This is a genomic window from Chryseobacterium potabilaquae, assembly GCF_902728265.1.
Lineage (GTDB): Bacteria > Bacteroidota > Bacteroidia > Flavobacteriales > Weeksellaceae > Chryseobacterium > Chryseobacterium potabilaquae.
The window spans coordinates 14,982-34,869 of the sequence record NZ_CACVBR010000040.1; the positions used below are offsets into that span (position 1 = coordinate 14,982).

Here is a 19,888-nt window from a genome sequence, read left to right on the forward strand (position 1 = left end):
TTTTAGAATCTCAAGTATATATTTTATATAAATAGCATTAAAGTTTTAAATTTTAATGCTATTTTTTTTCAACTGCTCGTAAAAACTTGTAAAAAAGTATTTAATAATTAATATATCCCAACAGTTATCAGCCTACCATCTTCACAATTCTCTTTAACATAAATTATTATATATTATTCCATACTATTTTACTAATTTTAATACTCCACCTAATGTTGGTTTTATTTTATAACCATTTCACCAAATTCATATAAAATTTAAAATCATGAAAAAACATTTTATACTATTACTTTGCTATCTTTTCTGTACAGTAAATGCTCAGGAATCTAATTTTAATAGTTCTTTAGAAAAACCCAATATCATAAAAACTAATATTACGGGTTATATTGCTAGAAATATAAATTTATCTTATGAAAGATCAATTAATCAATGGCTTTCCATCAATATGGGATTTGGACTTATTCCGCAAGGAAAAGTACCTTTTATAAATGCATTTTTAAATAATGAAGATGAAAAAAGATTCCATGATCTTCAAATAAAATATTTTCACTTCACTATTGAACCACGCTTTTATATTGGTCAGGGATATGGAAAAGGATTTTATATTGCTCCTTACTATAGATACTCAAAAATTACATCCAATACTTTTAATTTTTCCTATAATTATAACATTGGTACTGGGATGAATGTTGAATTACCTCTTCAAAGCTTAGGAAGTACCCATGCAAATAGTGGTGGCATGATGTTGGGAGTACAATTTTTTCTTACTCAAAAACAGAATTTGGTATTGGATCTCTGGATAGCCGGTGCTCATTATGGAAAAGTAAAAGGAGATTTTACTCTTACTTCCAACGATATTCTTCTTACTCCTGATATGCAGGCACAGCTAAAACAAGAAATTGAAAATTTGGATATCCCTTTTGTTAAGTATACTGTAGAAACCAATCCCAATGGTGCTGCAATAAAAGTAGATGGTCCTTGGTTAGGTTTTAGAACCGGATTATCGTTAGGATATCGCTTTTGAATGTAAATATCAATACTTTTTTAGTGAGAATTTTTCGGAAAACTCTCACCAAAAACTAGGCGATTCAAGTTATCTGAATCGCCTAGTTTTTAGTGGTAAGCTTGTTTAAATTTTTCAACCATACTATCCAAAGTATGTCTCTGGACATAGATTGTTTTAACATCCTTATATCTTGGTGATTTGTAAAATACTTCGTGGAAATCCATACTTCCGTTTCCTACTTTAACAATTTTTTGAACATCGATATTCAATTTTTTCAACTCTTCTCTGAAAAATTGAAATTCATCATGGATACTATTCATCTTAACTTTGGTTTTTATTTAATATACTCATTTTACATTAAATACCCTTAATCAATAAAAGGGTTATGGTTAATTTTTTATTAAATTTAGTAATTTTTTAAATATAAATATCACATTATTACTATTTTTTTATTATACAATCATCAAAATCTAAAAAAATATATTTTAATCCCTCTTTTTTACCCCTTATATATTTGATAATGTAAGTCTACTCTTTCTTTATCCAGTCTATGAAATAAAAACTAATAACTTAATAATCTTATTATTACAATCAAAAAACAATTTGCAAATTAATATTTTTTCACCTATATTGGAATTAATAACACAAAAAAATTATACCAATGAAAAAATTACTATTTGTATTCTTTGTAGGGCTATGCTCTTTTTCAAACTTAATTTCACAAACCTATATCCCTTTACTCTGTGGAACCGATGAAATCATGAAAAAACATTATGAAGAGTTTCCTTCCCAAAAAGCACAAGATGATGCATTCAATTTAGAATTGTCTACCCTGATAAAAAGTGGGCAAATAAACACTATTATAGACAATAAAAAAATTTACGAAATACCTATTGTAGTGCACGTCGTGGGTGATGGAAGTACAATTGGAACTTCCAACAATCCATCAGATGCTGCAATTATGGCATGGATTAACTATACCAATGGGGTATTTTCCGGAAGCTATAATAGTGGAATGTCAGCATCAAGTGCTCCTTTACCTATAAAACTAATTCTAGCAAAAATAGATCCGAATTGTAACCCAACCAATGGAATCAATAGAATCAACGCATCTCACCTTCCAAAATATGTAAATGGAGGAGTAAATACGACCAGCAGTACGAATGCTGTCACACCGTCTCAAATTACAGCATTAGGAATGTGGGATACTACAAAATATTACAACATATATGTGGTTAAAAAACTATCATCCGCTTCTAGTGTACTTAATGGCTTCGCTTATTATCCGGGAACAAGTATCGATTATTCATTTATGTCCATCAGTGCATCCACCGTAAATTCACAAACCTTAGCTCATGAATTTGGACATGCTCTTGGTCTCAGACATACTCATGAAGGATATAATAGTAATAATGGAAATTGTCCTCAAAATATAGATTGCACACTAGATGGTGATATGGTATGTGATACTGAGCCCATGAAAAGTTTATACCACTACTCCATTCCTTATGCTTGCCAAACAGGGCAAATAAACCCCTGTACAAATAAGATATATGCAGGAGGAGAAAGAAATGTAATGGCATATACATTTTGTTTCCGAAATCTATTTACACAAGGGCAAGCCACCAGAGCGATTGCACAATTATTACAATATAGAAGTTCTTTGATCAATTCCCGATCAAAAAACAGTACTCCTATAGATAATAATACCATTCTAGTACCTGCTTGCTTTCCAACATCAATGTCTCAACAAGGTAATTATAATATTGGAATTACTTCAGTCCAATTTGGTGATATAAACAACTATTCAATGAATTACAAATTAGCACAAAATAATTTTTACGAAAACTTTACAGAAAATTATTGCTTAGGAACCTCAAAAACAAATATTTCTATTAATTCAGCCACAACACTAACCGTTAAACCTGGTTTAAGTAACCCACATAAGATCAAAGCATATATAGATTATGATAACAATGGTCAGTTTGATGAAACTTCAGAATTAATTCTCAATGCAACAGACATAAGCAACGGATCTTTCGCTACAGCTAACGTAATTCCGCCAATGAACGCTGTATTAAATACTCCCTTAAGAATGAGAGTAATTGGAGATTTTAGCGGGGTCGATATTACCTCTTGTTATACTCCAGTATATGGACAAGTTGAAGACTATTCTGTAGTCATTATCATAGACAATATACATGCAAAAAATGAACAACAGCAAAACACCCATAGGAATACATTCATGAGGTAACATATATCCTATACTCAGATAGTCATAATATTACTTCTAAATAGTAAAACATTTACTTTATTTTTTATTGAATTATAATAAAATAAAGTAAATTTATAAAACAAATGATCGTTAAATGATTTAAAAAATCAAATGATGAAAAAGAATTAAGTGGATAAAATGTCTTGAAAGATCCGGAATTAATTTTCGGATCTTTATTATTAATATCCCACATAAAGATTACGAAATTATATTTACTTTTTTAGCTTTTAAATTTTACTTATTTGATAAAAACCCAGACTATATATTAAAAATAGCATACAAATCTATCAAAAAATAAATAATTCAATAATCTCTAATAAGCTTAATATTCCACCCATTCAACATATAAAATCTCCCATTGACTAATTTTCAATAGAATTATATCATAAAACTTAATAGTTTTGTATAACAAAGCCTATGAGAAAAATTAATATTAAAAATTTCGCCAAGAGTATAATTAGATTATTTACAATTATATGTTTTATTGAGTTTATGTCAGCAACACCTTATAATCATGATACTATTCCATCTGCCCCTAAGACTCAGGAAACAGAAAAAATAGAACACTTGGTATTATTTAAATTCAAACCCAGTGTATCAACACAACAAAGACAAGAAGTTGTTAATAGATTCATGGCGCTTAGCAACTCTTTAAAAGATGGAAAACCTTATTTAAAAGTGGAATATGGTATCCAAAATAGTAAATCTCCCGCAAAAGGAAATTATGATGTGGGATTTAGAGTTACTTTTAATTCTATTGCAGATCGGGATTATTATGTGGGTAAAATTGGCGGACAACCTGATCCACAAACCTTTGACCAAATGCATGATGATTTTAAGAGCTTTGTAGGGCCTTTGCTTGATCTTAATGATCCTACTACAGGGGGTGTTTTAGTTTTTGATTTTAAAAGTAATGAAAAAGAAAACGATAGCATACCGGAAACGGAGTATAGATTAGATCATTGGACTTTGTTTAGATTCAAGCCTAGCGTAACGCAAGCACAGAAACAAAAAGTAATTGACGGATTTTTAGCATTGAAAAATTCTAAAAAAGAAGGAAGTCCATACATCAAACTTATAGATTTTGGCTACCAGAATAGTAAAGAAGGAGCCGATAGAGGATATGAAGTTGCATTTAGAATAAGTTTTACTTCAGAAGCTGATCGTGATTATTATGAAGGAAAGTCTTCTCAAAATGCTCCCGGAACATTTGATGCCATGCATGATGCATATATAAATTTTGTAAAAGAATTTCTTGATATAGATCCAGATTTGTCTAGAGGCATTATGATCTATGATTATGAAGTAAAAAGATAATATATCATTTTATTAAATGATGTTATAAAGAAAAAACACATATGATTTAACATTTGGGTATATTTTAACTACCTTACAATGCTGAGTAAATTTTGCTCGGCATTGTTTTTTGATAAAGAATTATTTAAAATACACACACAAAATTGAGAGAAAATACGTATTTTCTTGTATTTGTTCTTCTCTTGTTATTTAGCTTTTTCAGAAAACACGTGAATGAAATATTATTTCTATTTTTCAAGGTGATAGTTTATATTTCTTGATGATTAACAATGTCAAAGTACAACATTAAAAAAGGCAACCTTAGTAAAAGTTGCCCTTGTATTTTATGATTATGAATTTCGATTATCTTCTTCCATCTGAACTTCATGCTTTAACTGAGCCTTATATAAGGTAGCATAATATCCATTTTTGTCTAACAGTTCCAAGTGTTTTCCTTCTTCAACGATTTTACCTCCCTCCATTACAATAATTTTATCTGCCTTTTCAATAGTAGATAGCCTATGTGCTATAATTATTGAGGTTCTATTTTGGGTAATTTTTTCAGTTGCCCTTTGGATCAATTTTTCACTTTCATGATCAATTGAAGAAGTCGCCTCGTCTAAAATTAAAATTTTTGGATCTGAAAGGTAAGCTCTTAAAAATGACAGCAATTGTCTTTGTCCTAAAGAAATTGATGATCCTCTTTCACTCACTACATAATCATAGCCACCAGGAAGTTGTTCAATAAACTGATCCACTTCAATTTCTCTTGCGCCAGCCTTTATTTTTTCCAAGGTAATCGTATCATCCCCAAAAGCTAGATTTTCAAAAATACTACCATGGAAAAGAAAAACATCTTGTAAAACCACACCAATATGGCTTCTTAAATTATACAATTCATAATCCTTTAAATCAATATCATCTATTATAATTTTTCCGGAATTAATATCATATAGCCTTGTAATCAAACTAATAATCGTTGATTTTCCAGCTCCTGTCGCTCCTACAATGGCTACCGTTTCTCCTGGATTAACTTTAAAATCAATTCCTTTTAAAACCTCTTGTTTATCATCATAGGCAAAACGCACTTCTTGAAATTCAATTTTACCATCAAAATGATCTTTTTTTACTTTCCCATCATTAGGCATTGCATAATCTTCATCCATAACACCTAATACTCTTTCTGCTCCTACAATACCTCTTTGAATATTATTGAATCGATCCGCGATCTGTCTCAAAGGACGAATGAGCATTGAGATATACTGAATAAAAGCAATAACGACCCCTGCACTAATTGTAATATACCCGCCATAAAAAAGTATAAATCCAATAAAAAGAGAAGAAATAAGCTCTACTACAGGAAAAAACAAAGAAAAAATAAAAACAGTTCTCAACAAGGCTCCTTTCAATGTTATATTGATATCATCAAATTTTTTAAACTCGGATTGTTGTCTGTTAAAAACCTGAATAATTGACATTCCTGCTAACCTCTCCTGAACAAAAGAGTTTTGAGATGCCGTCCAATTTCTTTCATCTCCAAATGCTTTTTTTAATCTCTTTTGAAAAAATCTTGTAATGACAACCATTAAAGGTAAAATAGCCAATGTAATATAACTCAAATGAACATTTGTACTGAACATCATTATCAATACAAACACAATCCTCAAAATATCTCCAAAAACCATTAAAAAACCATCAGTATAGACAGTAGCAATTGTTTCTACATCCCCTACTGCTCTGGTTACAAGTTGTCCAATGGGAGTTTTATCAAAAAAAGAAGTTCTAAAATAAATTAACTTTTCATATAGTCTTTCTCTAATATCACGTATTACATTTTGAGAAATATAATTGGAGAAATACACTAAGAAAAAATTTAAAATAGTTTCTGTGAAAACCAATCCTACTAAGATATAGATATGCTTCATCATCAAAGCTTTATCTTTAAGTTTAGTAATATCGTGATCCACCACCTCCATCGTAAGATAAGGTCTGTATGTAGAAACTATTGATAATATTATTGAAATTATTAAAGTTAGGATAAACCAAGAGCGGAACTTCATTCCGATAAAGAATAGCCTTCTAATAATAGTCCAGGTATCTTGTTTTTTCATTGCTTAGGTCAAAGAAATAATTAAAATAAAATGCTTTGCAAAAATAATACTTTCTAATTTGACAATCTTAACATCTTCATTAAATAGTCATGAAAATTTCAGATACCTGTTATTTATAATATGAATATCAATTTAATTTTCCTAACCAGTTCAAAATATATTCAGCCACTTCTTCCCAACCTTTTTCTCCACAAATGAAATGACTTCTTCCTTCAAATTCTTTAAAATCGACAATGCTATTTTTGTTTTTATAAGATCCTGCTATTTTTTTTGAAAAGTTTGCAGGAAATATATTATCTTGAGAACCTGCTATAAATAATAAAGGCTCATGAGGTTTACTTAAGTCTAATTTTGCTGAAGATTTAAAAAGGGGGTCTCTTGCTAATTTTCGGCTTTCCGGAGCAGCCACAACCTCATATAATGCATCACTCTCCTCTTTTGAATAATTATTGAAAAAGGCCTTATGATACCATTCTTTTGTTCCTAAGAATGGGCTATTTCCTTTAAAGAAATTAACTACAGGCCAAACGATTTTCACCGTAGAAAAAGGAGCCATCACATTTTTTGGAGGAGCACCATCAATACTTACTCCTGCTACTGCTTTTCCCATATCAATCAACTTTTGAACCATTAATCCTCCAAATGAATGCCCAATAATAATTGGCTTTTCAGGGAGGGTATCTATAAATTTCACTAAATTATCTACAGTATCGTCAAAACCTACATTTTTCAACTCTGAAGGTATGCTCATCTTTAATTGTCTTGGATCTCCATCATGTCCTGGATTAGAGGGAGTATGTACTGTATACCCTTGTGCTTCAAAATAATTTTCCCACTCTTTCCAGCTTCTATTGTTCACAAATAAACCATGAATTAATACGATAGTTTTTGTTTTCATAACATTTATTTTTTATTGGTTTTAAATTATGAGACAAAGTTCCGTAGATTAAATAAGAATAATTTTAACTTGAGTTAAAATCGTATTATTTGCCAGAAATTCTTTTTCGTATTCTACTTAAAGACGGACCTTGAATTCCTAAATAAGAAGAAATATGATACAGTGGAACATAGTTAAAAATATCAGGATGCTGCTTTATTAAGTCCAAATATCTTTCTTCAGGAGATTTTAAAATAAAGCCTTCAACTCTTGTCATCGTTACATTAAAGGCTTCCTGAGCAAGAAGTCTTCCAAATTTTTCCCATCGATGAGATTGATGATACAGGGATAGTAAATCTGTATATCGGATATAAATAATTAAAGCATCTGTCAAAGCCTGAGTATGATAATCACACGGCATCTGATTTATAAAACTTTTGAAAGACACCACAAACCCATTTGCAGAATATAGAAAAACATTTTTCTCCTCACCCGTTTTTTCATCAATCGTATAGGAACGGAAGACTCCCTCCACTATAAATCCAAAATAAGTACAAACCGTTCCTCGAAGATTATAAAAATCTCCTTTTTTATAATGTTTGGGTAACCAGAAATCTTGGGATAATTTAAAATCATCTTCTGAAAGACCTGCAAAATGGCTTAGTGCAAAAGAAAGTTTTTCTATTTCGTCCATGATTAGTTAGGTTTTATTAAAAAATGGTGACTTATAAAAATATCAGTCACCATTTTTTATCTTTGAGTTTTATTCTCAAATTATCAGATAAAGTTATGATTTTTTCCGACGTTTATCAAGATATATGTAAACAAGACAAACAAGTAAAGAAAAAATCCAACTTAATATATTAACCAAAGACAAATTATGAAAATCTATATCCTAAATGTATGTATTAGGATGCAATACAATCTCAATAAATTCATATATAAGATTAAACCCAATGCGCTACGAGGGTTATAATACTCTCCGGAAAGTTCTATTTTCAGGATATATTTCCTTTGAAAGAGTGAAAGAGCAAGCTTCCGGTAATATATAAATATTGCAATTAGAATGGAGATCATAATAGTCATTATCCAAACTCATACCCAACATCTACTAAATATAAACCATGAGCAGGTGCCGAAGTTCCTGCAGCATTACGGTTTTTATTTTCAATCACTTTTCGTAAATCTTCAGGATCTATTTTTCCTGAACCAATTTCTACCATAGTTCCTACAATTGCTCTTACCATATTCCTTAAAAAACGATTGGCAGAAACTGTAAATATGAGCTCACTCCCATTTTGTATCCATTCTGCCTTATACATTTTACAGATATTTGTTTTATTATCGGTATGTAGCTTAGCAAAACTTGTAAAATCCTCATATTCAAATAAAATCTTACAAGCGTCATTCATTTTATGAATATCTAAAGGCTTTCTCCAATGCTGCCACGCCAGTTCTTGTGTAAACGGATTTTTCTCTAGGGAAATATAATATTCGTATGTTCTGTATGTAGCATCAAAACGAGCGTGAAAATCATCTTGTACTCTAAAAATTCTTTTTACTGAAATATCAGAAGGTAGAAAACTATTTAACTTACGTACAAGATCTTCCTCCAATTTTTTTTCAGTGTCAAAGTGAGCAAAAATTTTCTTAGCATGGACTCCAGTATCCGTTCTACCAGCACCTGTTGTTTTAATCTCTTCTCTCAAAATAGTGGAAAGTCCCTTTTCCAATTCCTCCTGTACAGAAATTGCATTCGGTTGAATCTGATAACCGAAATAATTTTTGCCGTTGTAGGAAAATTCAATAAAATACCTCAATGTAATAAAATAACTCTACAAAAATACTTTAAATTAATGATAATAGTCAATCGATTTTTCAAAATAAATATTGAAAAATCATTGAGAATATTGTTTAAAATGCTTTTGAAAATTCTTATTTTTGCAAGGTATGAAAAGATGGTATCTCTATCCTTTTTCCCTTGGTTATCATTTGATAACAGCTATTCGAAATAGAATGTATGACTGGGGAATTTTTAAATCTACAAAATTTACAACTCCGATTATCAATGTCGGCAATCTGTCTGTGGGTGGAAGCGGAAAATCCCCCATGGTCATGTATTTAGCCTGTTTTTTATCCAAACATTATAGAACCGGTGTTCTTTCCAGAGGCTATGGAAGATTGACAAAAGGCTATATGATTACTAATTATGATAGTAACTATAAAATGGTGGGGGATGAAGCCATGCAATTGTTTGAGCGTTTCAAAAATCGCTTTGTAATTGCCGTATCGGAAGATAGAGTTCCGGGAGCTAACAAAGTAATCAATGACATGGATCTCAATGCGTTGGTTTTAGATGATGCCATGCAACATAGAAAAATCAAGGCTGGTTTCACGATTTTAATGACGGATTATAATAATCCCTACTTCAAAGATCATCTTCTTCCTGCAGGAGATTTAAGAGAGTCTAGGGCAGGTGCAAAGAGAGCCAATATTATCATGGTCAGTAAATGTCCCGATGAATTGACAGAAGAATCCAAACAGTATTACATTTCAAGGATTAGGCCTTCCGCAAACCAAAAAGTCTTCTTTTCTTCGATCAACTATGATGAGAATGTCTATGGAAGAGATAAAATCCTTCCAGATAATAATCTTAATTATTATGACATTTTATTAATCACAGGAATTGCAAATCCTAAACCTTTACTACAACATTTAGCCAAATTCTCTAAGAGGGTTAAGCATTTAAAATTTAGAGATCATCATAATTTTTCTGAAGATGATATTAAAAAAATTACTGCAGAATATAAAAAATTAGGTGAATACAAATTGATTTTAACCACAGAAAAAGATTACGTTCGACTTAAAACTTTTGATTATCTCCGAGACATTGTTTACTATTGGCCCATCAATGTTGTTATTGACAAAAAAGAAGAGTTCAATCAAATCATCTTAGACTATGTTAAAAATAATTAAGCAAACCGCTGATTTTATTAGAAATATCATTCAGGATACACCGGATTTTGCTATTGTTCTGGGCTCAGGCTTAGGAAAACTTCAAGATGAAGTAACACCTCTTCATATTCTAGAATACAAAGATATTCCTCATTTCCCTCAGACAACTGTGGTAGGACATGGAGGAAAACTCATATACGGAATCCTAGAAAACAAAAAAGTACTCATGATGAGTGGGCGTTTTCATTATTATGAAGGTCACTCTATGGAAACAGTAACTTTTCCTATTCGGGTTTTTCATCTTTTAGGAATTAAAAATCTTATTCTTTCTAATGCTTCGGGAGGAGTAAATCCCAATTACAAAGTGGCTGATATTGTCATTTTAAAAGATCATATTAATATGATGCCGGAACATCCTCTTCGAGGTAAAAATATCGATGAATTAGGACCTCGATTTGTTGATATGAGTGAGCCTTATAATAAGCAGATGATCAACATTGCTGAACAAGTTGCTCAAAATAATTCCATTAAAATTCATCAAGGTATTTATGTTGCCTTACAAGGTCCTACTTTTGAAACACCCGCTGAATATGGTATGATCAAAGCAATTGGTGGGGATATGGTAGGAATGAGTACGGTTCCGGAGGTAATTGTTGCTAAGCATATGGGAATGGAAGTTTTTGGAATTTCCATTATTACAGATCTTGGAGGTCCAGATATTGCGTTAGCCGTCTCTCATGAAGAAGTACTGAATGCCGCCAACAAAGCCATGCCAAATATAATTCAAGTAGTAAAAGGTCTAGTTACCAATTATTAATAGAAATTTTCAATGGTGTATTTTTTTATTAATTGATACTAAACTTTCCTTTAATTACGTTTCAATGTTTAGATTTGTATAAACGAATTTGAAATGAAAAAGCTATTGCTATTATTTACTATAGGAATATTTGGTCTAGGTTGCTCTCAGCAAACCCCGAAAGTCCTTAAAACAAGTTTTTCCAAAGAAGCTCTACGTCAAACGTTAGAAGATGAGGAAGGAAAAAATATAACTGTTAAAGAAATTCTCGATCAACATAAGGGTAAGGTTTTAATGATTGACTTTTGGGCTGGTTGGTGCAGAGATTGTTTGAATGCTTTTCCAAAAGCTAAAGAATTAGAAAAAAATAATCCGAATGTAGATTTTGTATTTTTCTCATTGGAAAGATCAAAAGAAGGTTTTCATAAAAGTCTCGAAAGATTTGAAATGAAAGATAAAGAAAATTATTGGTTTTCCTCTGGTTGGAAAAATGATTTCAATAACTACATTGACCTCAACTGGATTCCAAGGTATATTATTATAGATCAAAAATCAGCTATTGCAAAATACTATGCAATTTCTCCTGAAGATCCTGAAATTCAAAGTACCATAAATAATCTATTACAATAGTTTTTGCAACTCTATTTTATATACATTATTTTTTGAATGTCAGCTACAAAATAAAGGAATCCATATCTTTGTGATATGGATTTTCCTTTTCCTATTCGTAAGATTATTCATGTCGATATGGATGCATTTTATGCTTCCGTGGAGCAGCATGATAATCCCAATTTAAAAGGAAGACCTATTGCTGTTGGTGGTGAGCACAGAGGAGTTGTTTCTGCAGCAAGCTATGAAGCTAGAAAATTCGGAGTACGATCCGCTATGCCGAGTAAAACAGCAAAAGAAAAATGTCCCCATCTTATCTTTGTCCCCCCTCGTTTTTCTCGTTATAAAGAAATTTCAAAAAAAATCAGAGAAATCTTTTTTGAATATACTGATCTTGTAGAGCCGTTATCATTAGATGAAGCCTATCTTGATGTTACTGAAAATAAGAAAGGAATAGAATCAGCCAATCAGATTGCTAAAGAAATCCGTCAAAAAATTCTTGAACAAACTGGCTTAACGGCCTCAGCAGGAATTTCAATAAATAAATTTTTAGCTAAAGTTGCTTCCGATATTAATAAACCTAATGGACAAAAGACTATACATCCGGATAAAATTGAAAATTTTCTAGAGGAATTGCCTGTTGAAAAATTTTACGGTGTAGGAAAAGTAACGGCTAATAAAATGTTCTCGCTAGGAATTTTCAAAGGAAAAGATCTAAAAAAAAAATCATTGGAAGAGCTCATTAAATTATTTGGAAAATCGGGAGGATACTACTATAATGTGGTACGAGGTATTCATACATCAGAGGTTAAACCTCATCGTATTCAGAAAAGCGTAGCTGTAGAAAGAACTTTTTTTGAAGATCTTTTTGATGAACAACAAATTAATGAGAAACTGGAAAGTTTAAGCCATGAACTCCACCAAAGATTACAGCGGAATAACATTCTTGGTCGCACATTAACCCTAAAAATAAAATATAAAGATTTCTCACTATTCACCAGAAGTATTACCAAAGAAGAATACTTTTCCTCCTCTGAACAATATTATAACATGGGAAAAAAACTATGGGAACTTCGACCCTATGATAAACCCGTTCGTCTATTGGGGCTCTCTTTGTCTCATCTTAATACAGAAGAAAAAAAACAAATTTCTGTTCAATTAAAAATTCCTTTCAGAGAATTTGAGGACTAATTCCTATAAAATTTCACTACATTGTAGTAACCAAACTTCATAATCTATGAATGAAACAATGATTCAATTTTTCCATTGGTATTCTGAAGGAGATGCTAAATTATGGAAAGAAGCAGCAAAAGCATCTTCTTATTTAGCAAAATTAGGAATCACTTCAATATGGTTTCCTCCCGCTTATAAAGGAGCAAACGGAGGATATTCTACAGGCTACGACTCTTATGATTTATATGATTTAGGCGAATTTGACCAAAAAGGAACTGTTGCCACAAAATATGGAACAAAGGAAGATTATATCCATGCCATAAAGGCTCTAAAGAAGCAAAACATTAAGATTATTGTGGATATAGTATTAGGTCATAAAGGAGGCGGTGATGAATTAGAGTCTTTCAAAGTAATTAAAGTAGATGAAAATAATAGAGAAAAAATAATTTCTGATGAAATTGAAATTCAATCTTATACAAAATTTACTTTTCCAGGGAGAAATAAAAAATATTCTGATTTCGAATGGAATTTCACCTGCTTTAGTGGAGTGGATTATGGAGAAGGAATTCCCTCAGGGATTTATAAAATAAAATCTGAATATGGTGATAACTGGGAGGAAATGATTGATAATGAAAAAGGAAATTATGATTATCTAATGCATAACGATATTGAGCACCGTAACCCTTATGTGCGACAAGAACTCAATGATTGGGCAAAGTGGTATTTTGATCAAACTGATTTTGATGGCGTACGACTAGATGCATTAAAACATATCTCTTTTGATTTTTATAAAGAGTGGCTAACATTACTCCGTTCAAATTCGGGAAAGAATGTTTTTGCAGTGGGAGAATATTGGGCCCCAGGATATTTAGACCTACTCCAAAAATATATTGAAGTTACTGAAGGTTGTATGAGTTTATTTGATAGTTCTTTACAAAATAACTTTCATAACGCTTCCCATGAAGGAAGTAATTACGATTTAAGGAGGATCTTTGATGGGAGTCTTACTCAAGCAGATCCTTTACACTCTGTAAGCTTAGTGGATAATCATGATACTCAACCTCTACAAGATCTAGAAGCTCCCGTAGAAAAATGGTTCAAGCCGTTAGCCTATGCTTTAATTTTATTAAGGCAAGAGGGCTATCCGTGTATATTTTACCCTGATTTATTTGGAGCTCATTATGTAGATAAAGACAAAGATGGAAATGACCAGGAAATATTTTTAGACAAAGTTGATGGTATTGAAGAATTAATAACAACTAGAAAGAATCATGCCTATGGAATCCAAAGAGATTATTTTGAAGATGCCAATTGCTTAGGATGGACTCGGGAAGGAAATGAGGAACATTCCGGTTGTGCTGTCGTTTTAAGTAATAAAGATGCTTACAATAAACCTATGGAAATAGGTATACACTATGCCGGCAAAAAGTTTTATGATATTCTAAAAAGGTCAAACGAAAAGGTAATTATTGACCAAAACGGATGGGGAAATTTTCCTGTTCCCGCAGGAAATGTAAGTGTATGGATTGAGCTCAATACAAAAGAATAAATATAATTCCTCATAATCTCTACTATAATAAAAAACATTTACTTTATTCCTATTAACTTTTAGTATTAGTAACTAATACTCATATTTTTCTGAGTTCTAAAATTTCTGGCCTTTCTGAATCGTCAGAAACCTTTCCGGTTCGAGCAAATTCAGCCCATAGGGAACGTATTTTTTTTCCATTTTCATATACATAATCCCATGAAATATCCTTTAGCAACTCTGATGACTTCCAAGCTGATTCATTAGAAAAAATCAAAGGAAGGTCAATACAATGTGCTGCGCCAATACTGTTTTTACTTACTTTTGAATGAATTTTAAAGAAATAAATATTTCCACCACCATCGGCATAATTTTTAGCGAAAATGTTAGCCGGTTTTTCGTATATAAAATTGGTAGTCGTACGAACAATTGTATTAAGAATTGTCTCACTTAAATATGTATATAATCCTTCTTGAGCTGTTTTGATATAGAAAGCTGTTTCATCATTATTTAGCCCAATTAATACATCGAATTTTTTAGCGTTCTTTTTCCATTTTTCTAGGGATTCCTCTTCTCGGCATAAAGGAGGATAATCGTATTGCAAGCAAAATGGCATTGAGGCTTTTAGGCCATATTTCATAACAGATGGTAATAACTTAGTATAATCTTCAGTCATTTTTAAGACATCCGTTTCATTCTTTAAATATTCTGTTTTTCTGAATAATTCCGAGGACATTTTTTTTCTATTGTGACGGAATCCCAACGGAGCACTATGCACAATTACTCTACTAAATAAATTTTCTACACCTTCTGAAATCATCAGATGAGTTACCGCATCTCCTCCGGACGATTGTCCTAGAAGGGTTACATTTTCCGGATTACCCCCAAAGCTCTGAATATTATTTTTTATCCATTTCAATGCTTCAATAATATCAAATAAACCAAGATTAGCAGGTCTCTCCTCATCTCCTCCTAAAAAACCAAAAAGTCCCAAACGATAAGAAACAGAAATCACAATAATGTTTTGCTCTTTTACCCATACACTGGGATCAGAAGTCGGCAAATCTCCACACCCCACTTCATATGAACCTCCATGGATCCATACTACAACAGGAAGTCGATCATTCTCACTCGTATTTTCCGGACGAGTTATGGTAAGATATTGTGTAGATTCTTCTATTTCAAAATTTTCCTGGTTGGTCTTTTCAATCAATCTCTCTAAAAGCGGACTAATATTCTGAGGGCATACCGGTGTTTTATTAAGAATAGTATCTTCCTCTGCCTTATCTAAGGGGATAGGCATTTTGTATCTTTCAGAGCGAGCATACCGAATACTTTTAGCTCTAATAACTCCATTTTCTGCAAATGCTACCACTTTTCCGAAAGGTGTCTGAAATGCATATGGCCTAATATCTTGTTGTTCCTTCATATCGAATAAAGAAATACATTTTTCATATTAAATTTAGCACTTTATTGTTAAAAAAACTCAATTCAACGTTTTATATTCACTAGGAGAAACGCCCACCTTTCTTTTAAATAATCTTGTGAAATGTTGCGGATATTTAAACCCTAAATCGTAAGATATATCACTAATTGTTTTCTCAGGATTAAAAATTTGTTCTTTTGCCACTTCAATTAGCTTATTATGAATATACTCCTGTGCTGAAATTCCCAGATCTTTTTTAATCAAATCACCAAAATAGTTCGCCGAAATATTCAATTGTTCTGCAAAATAATTAACCATAGGAAAGCCTATATTTTTAGGTTTTTCAGAGGTCAAATAATCATGTAATAGATTTTCAAACTTACCAATTACCCCTTGATTAATATGATCTCTTGTAATAAATTGTCGATCATAAAATCTCATGCAATAATTTAAAAATAATTCGATATTATTTACGATTAAAGACTTACTATGCTTATCTATGGATTGCTCTAATTCTAGTTTTATATTTTTAAAACACTCCAAAATGATTTCCCTTTCTTTTTCGGAAAGATGCAATGCTTCATGAACCTCGTAAGAAAAAAAATTATATTCTCTTATATTTCTTCCCAAATGAGTTCCTTTGATTAAATCCGGATGAAATAATAAAGCATACCCTCCGGGTTGTATATATTGACCGTCATTACTAACTCCACTCACCTGTCCTGGTGCTATAAAAACCAACGTTCCCTCCTGATAATCATAATTATGTTTTCCGTAGTACATATCACCACACCTCACATCTTTTAAAAAAACGGTATAAAAACCATACATTCTTTTGTATTGGCAAATAGGATCAGATTTTGCAAAATCAACAACACTTACTAAAGGGTGAAATGTTTCATGATTCACCATCTTATTATATTCTGAAACACTGCTAATAATTTCAACTTCCTGATTTTCCATGAAGTACATTTTATATTTTATTCAAAATTACCATTTTTTGATGGTCATTGGTAAGTGGTCTGTAAAATTGGTAATTCTTTCTGTAATTTATATAAGTTAAGTTTATCTAAAAGTTTCGACTTTTGCATCGTTAGGAATACTATTCTTATACAAATGTCATTTGTCTCAGAAATATTAAAAGATAATATACCTGGTTTCAAGGAGCAATATGAATACCGTTTTTAAATTTGTATGCAGAAATTATGATTTCTTACAGTAAAGAAAAATTTAATCGTAACTTCAGAAGCTGATTATTTTTTCATAAAAAGTAAATCTCATAACGATAATTTATAATAATAAAACAATTTTAAACTTAAATAAAAGCAAATGAGTACATTCAAAGTAAAAGCTTACGGAGCAGAATCCAATACTGCCGATTTACAAGAAATGAACATCGAAAGAAGAGAAACAACATCCAATGATGTAGAAATTGAAATTCTATATTGTGGAGTTTGTCATTCAGACCTCCATACTGCAAGAAATGACTGGGGAGGATCTATGTACCCTGTAGTTCCCGGACACGAAATTGTAGGTAGAGTTACAAAAATAGGAAATGATGTTTCCAAATTTAAAGTTGGTGATTTAGCTGCAGTAGGATGTTTAGTCGATTCTTGTGGACATTGTGATAGCTGCAAACATGATTTAGAACAATATTGTCTGAATGGATTTACTGGAACTTACAACGGACAGGATAAACATATTGGAGGTCATACGTTTGGAGGATACTCCCAAAAAGTAGTTGTCGATCAACATTTCGTATTAAGTGTTCCTGAAAATTTAGATTTGGCAGCCGTTGCACCGCTTCTTTGTGCCGGAATTACTACTTGGTCTCCTTTGAGACACTGGAATGTAGGCCCAAATTCTAAAGTAGCCGTTGTCGGATTAGGAGGGTTAGGACATATGGCCATTAAATTAGCAAAAGGATTAGGAGCTGAAGTTACTTTATTCTCCAGAACTCCAGGAAAAACTAATGATGCAAAACAATTAGGAGCTGATCACGTCATCATTTCTACTGATGATTCTCAAATGGAGGACGTAAAAGGTAAATTTGATATCATTATTGATACGGTTCCTTACGAACATGACATTAACCCTTATATGCAGACACTATCCTTAAATGGAACTTTAGTTTTAGTCGGATTTGTTGGAGAATTCCAACAAGCTGAGGTAAGTACCAGACCCATGATTTTCCAACGTCGCTCTGTTGCAGGTTCTTTGATCGGCGGTATTGCTGAAACTCAAGAATTACTTGACTTCTGCGGAAAACATAATATTGTTTCAGACATTGAATTGATTAAAATGCAAGATATCAATAAAGCCTATGAAAGAATGCTTAAAAGTGATGTAAAATATCGTTTTGTAATTGATATGCAATCTTTATAATTCTTTTTTATATTTTAACTTAAGACTGTTTACATAATAAGTAAACAGTCTTTTTCTTTTTTATTTAACTAGAACAAAGTGAGCTCTTATTATTTTCTTTCATATCTTTAAATGCCCATTCTGACATTGCACGAATTACGGGCATCAATCCTTTTCCCCCTTCACTGAGACCATATACTACATGAGGAGGAACTATTGGTTTGGCTGTCCTAGTAACTAATCCATCCGCTTCAAGTTGTTTCAAATGCTGAATTAACATTTTTTCCGTAACGGCCGGAATAGCACGCTTTAATTCACTATATCTTTTATCACCTGTAGAAAGATGATATAAAATAATCGGTTTCCAAAATCCTCCAATCCTTTCCATCACATACGTTACTGGACAAAGATCTAATGCATATTTTTTATTCTGCTGAATCGTTGAGCTTTCTTTAATTGCTGTCATAATACATACTTTAGGGTAAGTACTTGTATATAAGTAAGTACAAAGATAACTTTGTCTAAGGAAATAAAAAAAAATTTATTATGAAAATTGTAATCACAGGTTCCCTAGGAAATGTCGCAAAACCTTTAGCTCAACAATTAATTGCAGAAAAACATAATGTCATCGTAATTAGTAGTAACGAATCTAAAAAAAATGAAATTGAAGCGTTGGGAGCAAAAGCTGCAATTGGATCAATTACAGATCTCCACTTTTTAGTTAAAACTTTTGAAGGGGCAGATGCTGCTTTTCTCATGACCCCACCTAACTTAGGTAATGTAAATATCATTGAAAATATAATAAATATTGGAAAGAATTATGCTGAAGCTATCAGACAAACTAATATAAATAAAGTGGTTATGCTAAGCAGCACAGGCGCAGCATCTACGGTAGAAAACGGTCCTATAAAAGGTCTTCATTATATTGAACAACTCTATAATAAGCTAGAAAATACTTCCGTTACTTTATTAAGAGCCGGATATTTTTATACCAATTTTTTCAATGATATTCCATTGATCAAAAACTCTAGAATTATAGGCAGTAATTATCCGGAATCTACACCTATCCCATTAGTTCATCCAATGGACATTGCCAAAGCTGCAGCTAAAGAATTAGTTACTAATTCTGAAGGTAAAAGTATACAATATATTGTAAGTGATGTTCGCAAAGCTAGTGATTTTGCCACAGTTTTTGGAAAGGTGCTTGGAAAACCAGCACTTCCATGGGTTGAGTTTAAGGATGAAGAGTCTTTAAATGGAATGCTCCAAGCCGGTCTTCCACAAGAAATTGCCGAATTGTTTACTGAGATGGGAAGAGGAATCAGAACCGGTATCGTGCAAAAGGATTTTATTGAACATGGCTCTAAAGTGGATGGAAAAATTAAATTAGAGGAATTTGCTAAAGAATTTGCAGATAAATTCAATTAACTTTATGCTTCCTAGTGATAATATAATTTCGGCGAGCCTTTGGC

18 protein-coding genes are annotated in these 19,888 nt (G+C 31.8%); 10 read left to right on the plus strand and 8 right to left on the minus strand.

From position 1 onward, the window contains the following. Nucleotides 1-265 precede the first annotated feature (265 nt). Nucleotides 266-1,024, plus strand: coding sequence for a DUF3575 domain-containing protein (locus CHRY9293_RS15560; protein ID WP_162033826.1), 759 nt, complete (start codon nucleotides 266-268; stop codon nucleotides 1,022-1,024). An 89-nt stretch (nucleotides 1,025-1,113) separates the two neighbouring features. On the opposite strand, the gene CHRY9293_RS15565 is transcribed toward CHRY9293_RS15560, so the two are convergent. Continuing rightward, on the minus strand, nucleotides 1,114-1,326 hold the full coding sequence (locus CHRY9293_RS15565) for a hypothetical protein (RefSeq protein WP_122548452.1): 213 nt from the start codon (nucleotides 1,324-1,326) through the stop codon (nucleotides 1,114-1,116). Between the two features lie 341 nt (nucleotides 1,327-1,667). Here CHRY9293_RS15565 and CHRY9293_RS15570 point away from each other — a divergent pair, with 341 nt between their 5' ends. Both CHRY9293_RS15570 and CHRY9293_RS15575 read left to right on the plus strand, forming a co-directional pair. Further along, a complete protein-coding gene (locus CHRY9293_RS15570) occupies nucleotides 1,668-3,260 on the plus strand; it encodes a M43 family zinc metalloprotease (RefSeq protein ID WP_162033827.1) in 1,593 nt (530 codons plus the stop codon). Nucleotides 3,261-3,773: 513 nt separating this feature from the next. Further along, nucleotides 3,774-4,598, plus strand: coding sequence for a Dabb family protein (locus CHRY9293_RS15575; protein ID WP_162033828.1), 825 nt, complete (start codon nucleotides 3,774-3,776; stop codon nucleotides 4,596-4,598). Between the two features lie 329 nt (nucleotides 4,599-4,927). Here CHRY9293_RS15575 and CHRY9293_RS15580 read toward each other — a convergent pair whose 3' ends face one another. The 4 genes from CHRY9293_RS15580 to truA all read right to left on the minus strand — a co-directional run bounded on the left by CHRY9293_RS15580 (nucleotide 4,928) and on the right by truA (nucleotide 9,385). Beyond that, nucleotides 4,928-6,688 carry an ABC transporter ATP-binding protein gene (locus CHRY9293_RS15580; protein ID WP_162033829.1) on the minus strand — a complete coding sequence of 587 codons (1,761 nt, stop codon included), beginning with the start codon at nucleotides 6,686-6,688 and terminating at the stop codon, nucleotides 4,928-4,930. A 127-nt stretch (nucleotides 6,689-6,815) separates the two neighbouring features. Then, nucleotides 6,816-7,586: an alpha/beta hydrolase gene (locus CHRY9293_RS15585; protein WP_162033830.1), complete on the minus strand. Its 771-nt coding sequence runs from the start codon at nucleotides 7,584-7,586 to the stop codon at nucleotides 6,816-6,818. A gap of 85 nt (nucleotides 7,587-7,671) precedes the next feature. Continuing rightward, a complete protein-coding gene (locus CHRY9293_RS15590) occupies nucleotides 7,672-8,259 on the minus strand; it encodes a Crp/Fnr family transcriptional regulator (RefSeq protein ID WP_162033831.1) in 588 nt (195 codons plus the stop codon). Between the two features lie 391 nt (nucleotides 8,260-8,650). Next, nucleotides 8,651-9,385, minus strand: a complete 735-nt coding sequence (gene truA, locus CHRY9293_RS15595) for a tRNA pseudouridine(38-40) synthase TruA (protein ID WP_162033832.1) — start codon at nucleotides 9,383-9,385, stop codon at nucleotides 8,651-8,653. Between the two features lie 130 nt (nucleotides 9,386-9,515). Here truA and lpxK point away from each other — a divergent pair, with 130 nt between their 5' ends. The 5 genes from lpxK to CHRY9293_RS15620 all read left to right on the plus strand — a co-directional run bounded on the left by lpxK (nucleotide 9,516) and on the right by CHRY9293_RS15620 (nucleotide 14,647). Beyond that, nucleotides 9,516-10,541, plus strand: coding sequence for a tetraacyldisaccharide 4'-kinase (gene lpxK / locus CHRY9293_RS15600; protein WP_122548459.1), 1,026 nt, complete (start codon nucleotides 9,516-9,518; stop codon nucleotides 10,539-10,541). After that, nucleotides 10,525-11,337 (plus strand): purine-nucleoside phosphorylase, encoded by an 813-nt coding sequence (locus CHRY9293_RS15605; protein ID WP_162033833.1) that lies wholly within the window; start codon nucleotides 10,525-10,527, stop codon nucleotides 11,335-11,337. Before lpxK ends, CHRY9293_RS15605 begins: the two co-directional genes overlap by 17 nt. Nucleotides 11,338-11,430: 93 nt before the next feature. After that, nucleotides 11,431-11,946, plus strand: a complete 516-nt coding sequence (locus CHRY9293_RS15610) for a TlpA family protein disulfide reductase (protein WP_162033834.1) — start codon at nucleotides 11,431-11,433, stop codon at nucleotides 11,944-11,946. A gap of 75 nt (nucleotides 11,947-12,021) precedes the next feature. Continuing rightward, complete coding sequence (gene dinB, locus CHRY9293_RS15615; protein ID WP_162033835.1) at nucleotides 12,022-13,116, plus strand: DNA polymerase IV; 1,095 nt, start codon at nucleotides 12,022-12,024, stop codon at nucleotides 13,114-13,116. 46 nt (nucleotides 13,117-13,162) lie between these two features. After that, nucleotides 13,163-14,647 carry an alpha-amylase gene (locus CHRY9293_RS15620; protein ID WP_162033836.1) on the plus strand — a complete coding sequence of 495 codons (1,485 nt, stop codon included), beginning with the start codon at nucleotides 13,163-13,165 and terminating at the stop codon, nucleotides 14,645-14,647. 79 nt (nucleotides 14,648-14,726) lie between these two features. On the opposite strand, the gene CHRY9293_RS15625 is transcribed toward CHRY9293_RS15620, so the two are convergent. Next, nucleotides 14,727-16,055 (minus strand): carboxylesterase family protein, encoded by a 1,329-nt coding sequence (locus CHRY9293_RS15625; RefSeq protein ID WP_162033837.1) that lies wholly within the window; start codon nucleotides 16,053-16,055, stop codon nucleotides 14,727-14,729. 57 nt (nucleotides 16,056-16,112) lie between these two features. Further along, nucleotides 16,113-17,015 (minus strand): helix-turn-helix domain-containing protein, encoded by a 903-nt coding sequence (locus CHRY9293_RS15630; protein ID WP_122548464.1) that lies wholly within the window; start codon nucleotides 17,013-17,015, stop codon nucleotides 16,113-16,115. Nucleotides 17,016-17,381: 366 nt separating this feature from the next. Here CHRY9293_RS15630 and CHRY9293_RS15635 point away from each other — a divergent pair, with 366 nt between their 5' ends. Beyond that, on the plus strand, nucleotides 17,382-18,437 hold the full coding sequence (locus CHRY9293_RS15635; RefSeq protein WP_122548465.1) for an NAD(P)-dependent alcohol dehydrogenase: 1,056 nt from the start codon (nucleotides 17,382-17,384) through the stop codon (nucleotides 18,435-18,437). Nucleotides 18,438-18,501: 64 nt separating this feature from the next. Here the strand turns inward: CHRY9293_RS15635 and CHRY9293_RS15640 are convergent, their stop codons facing one another. Continuing rightward, on the minus strand, nucleotides 18,502-18,882 hold the full coding sequence (locus CHRY9293_RS15640) for a winged helix-turn-helix transcriptional regulator (protein WP_162033838.1): 381 nt from the start codon (nucleotides 18,880-18,882) through the stop codon (nucleotides 18,502-18,504). An 80-nt stretch (nucleotides 18,883-18,962) separates the two neighbouring features. Between CHRY9293_RS15640 and CHRY9293_RS15645 the strand changes: the two genes are divergently transcribed. Then, entirely contained in the window at nucleotides 18,963-19,844 is an 882-nt protein-coding gene (locus CHRY9293_RS15645; protein ID WP_162033839.1) for an NmrA family NAD(P)-binding protein, read from the plus strand. Nucleotides 19,845-19,888: the final 44 nt, after the last annotated feature.

Excerpts from the sequence above, each read along its gene's own strand:
- CHRY9293_RS15565 (WP_122548452.1), bottom strand. The coding sequence starts at position 1,326 with ATGAATAGTATCCATGATGAATTTCAATTTTTCAGAGAAGAGTTGAAA.
- dinB (WP_162033835.1), top strand. The coding sequence starts at position 12,022 with ATGGATTTTCCTTTTCCTATTCGTAAGATTATTCATGTCGATATGGAT.
- CHRY9293_RS15610 (WP_162033834.1), top strand. The coding sequence starts at position 11,431 with ATGAAAAAGCTATTGCTATTATTTACTATAGGAATATTTGGTCTAGGT.
- CHRY9293_RS15635 (WP_122548465.1), top strand. The coding sequence starts at position 17,382 with ATGAGTACATTCAAAGTAAAAGCTTACGGAGCAGAATCCAATACTGCC.
- CHRY9293_RS15580 (WP_162033829.1), bottom strand. The coding sequence starts at position 6,688 with ATGAAAAAACAAGATACCTGGACTATTATTAGAAGGCTATTCTTTATC.
- CHRY9293_RS15575 (WP_162033828.1), top strand. The coding sequence starts at position 3,774 with ATGTCAGCAACACCTTATAATCATGATACTATTCCATCTGCCCCTAAG.
- CHRY9293_RS15570 (WP_162033827.1), top strand. The coding sequence starts at position 1,668 with ATGAAAAAATTACTATTTGTATTCTTTGTAGGGCTATGCTCTTTTTCA.
- CHRY9293_RS15620 (WP_162033836.1), top strand. The coding sequence starts at position 13,163 with ATGAATGAAACAATGATTCAATTTTTCCATTGGTATTCTGAAGGAGAT.
- CHRY9293_RS15645 (WP_162033839.1), top strand. The coding sequence starts at position 18,963 with ATGAAAATTGTAATCACAGGTTCCCTAGGAAATGTCGCAAAACCTTTA.
- CHRY9293_RS15560 (WP_162033826.1), top strand. The coding sequence starts at position 266 with ATGAAAAAACATTTTATACTATTACTTTGCTATCTTTTCTGTACAGTA.
- CHRY9293_RS15590 (WP_162033831.1), bottom strand. The coding sequence starts at position 8,259 with ATGGACGAAATAGAAAAACTTTCTTTTGCACTAAGCCATTTTGCAGGT.
- CHRY9293_RS15625 (WP_162033837.1), bottom strand. The coding sequence starts at position 16,055 with ATGAAGGAACAACAAGATATTAGGCCATATGCATTTCAGACACCTTTC.
- CHRY9293_RS15630 (WP_122548464.1), bottom strand. The coding sequence starts at position 17,015 with ATGGAAAATCAGGAAGTTGAAATTATTAGCAGTGTTTCAGAATATAAT.
- CHRY9293_RS15585 (WP_162033830.1), bottom strand. The coding sequence starts at position 7,586 with ATGAAAACAAAAACTATCGTATTAATTCATGGTTTATTTGTGAACAAT.
- CHRY9293_RS15640 (WP_162033838.1), bottom strand. The coding sequence starts at position 18,882 with ATGACAGCAATTAAAGAAAGCTCAACGATTCAGCAGAATAAAAAATAT.
- CHRY9293_RS15605 (WP_162033833.1), top strand. The coding sequence starts at position 10,525 with ATGTTAAAAATAATTAAGCAAACCGCTGATTTTATTAGAAATATCATT.
- lpxK (WP_122548459.1), top strand. The coding sequence starts at position 9,516 with ATGAAAAGATGGTATCTCTATCCTTTTTCCCTTGGTTATCATTTGATA.